Origin of the sequence: Nostoc sp. (assembly GCF_036916735.1) — a bacterium.
Lineage (GTDB): Bacteria > Cyanobacteriota > Cyanobacteriia > Cyanobacteriales > Nostocaceae > Nostoc.
The window spans coordinates 1-1,505 of the sequence record NZ_JBALFV010000045.1 but is presented as its reverse complement, the minus strand read 5'-3'; the positions used below and the strand labels follow the sequence as shown (position 1 = coordinate 1,505).

The 1,505-nt window shown below is 42.1% G+C and carries 1 protein-coding gene; it reads left to right on the top strand.

Translation table 11 applies throughout. The features are described from left to right. Positions 1–376: 376 nt before the first annotated feature. On the top strand, positions 377–1,336 hold the full coding sequence (locus V7L20_RS11160) for a ribonuclease Z (protein ID WP_334744139.1): 960 nt from the start codon (positions 377–379) through the stop codon (positions 1,334–1,336). Positions 1,337–1,505: the final 169 nt, after the last annotated feature.

Sequence of the window (1,505 nt, the reverse complement as noted above, 5' to 3'; positions counted from 1 at the left end):
TAGGGGTTGCCCTACGCAAAAATAGCTCGATGCCAGGTTTATTTTTCTAACTAAAGCTTTCTCAAATGACTTTGAGAAAGCTTTTGTTTTTGCTGAAAATCATTGGGATAGAAATACTATCTGTAAAGGAATTGAACAATTAATTAAACGCGAGTTACTCATGTTAATGGGATTACTTGTCTGGATGATTATTTAGCAACAACGCCTTCGCAGTCCGATAAATTAAGCTTCTTAAAGATTTTTGCCTAAGCCCTATAATCTTTAATGGACGTTAGCTTTAAAAAAGCCACTTCCTCTCAAAAGTATTTTGCTTATTAAGCGTGTCAGTATAGACTATAGAGCAGCAAATTGAGCAATAGGAAGATTAAAGAAGGCTGTGCAGATAACATTCTTAGGCACGAGTTCCGGTGTACCCACGCGCTCGCGCAATGTTTCAAGTGTCGCCTTGAGATTACCACAAAAAGCAGAACTGTGGTTATTCGACTGTGGCGAAGGCACCCAGCATCAAATTATTCGGAGTGAACTGAAAATTAGCCAACTCTCGCGAATTTTTATCACTCACATGCATGGTGACCACATCTTTGGCTTGATGGGACTTCTTGCTACTTGCGGCTTGGCTGGCAATGTGGAACGAATTGATATATATGGGCCACCTGGATTAAATGATTACATTCAAGCCGCCTCCCGTTACTCCTATACACACTTTTCCTATCCTATTAAAGTCCATGCCATCCGTCCAGGAGTAATTTATGAAGACGATGACTTCACCGTTAGCTGCGGTAATTTGCATCATCGTATTACAGCTTTCGGCTACCGCGTAGCCGAAAAAGACCGATCAGGACGCTTTGATGTGGAAAAAGCAAAGGCGTTGCAAATTCCTCCTGGTCGGGTTTATGGTCAACTTAAGCGTGGTGAAACAGTGATACTTGCGGATGGACGGGTGATTGATGGCACTCAATTATGTGGGCCTACAGAAATTGGTCGAAAAATTGCCTATTGTACAGACACAATTTATTGTAATGGGGCAGTGGAATTGGCAAAAGATGCAGATGTATTAATTCACGAAGCAACCTTTGCTCATCAAGATGCAAACATGGCTTTTCAGCGGTTGCATTCCACAACTACAATGGCAGCACAAACAGCTTTGGCCGCTGGGGCACATCGACTGATCATGAGTCATTTCAGTCCCCGCTATGCCCCTGGCAATCTCTTGGAATTGAAGGATCTTCTTCAGGAAGCCCGTGCTATTTTTCCCCGTACTGACATGGCTTATGATTTCATGATTCACGAAGTCCCCAGGCGCCGGGAAATAGAGTTAACTAAAGTAGGCGTTTAAATTTTGGATTTTAGATTTTAGATTGAACCCTTCTAATCTAAAATTAATCAGGCTCTATCTTGAAGTTTAGTAGTCTAATCCCTCTTTTGTTACTTTGGGGAGAGTATAATCAGGAAGGAAACCGGAAATAGTAATTAGTAGGGATGGTTACGCCACGCAGAGAAGCAGT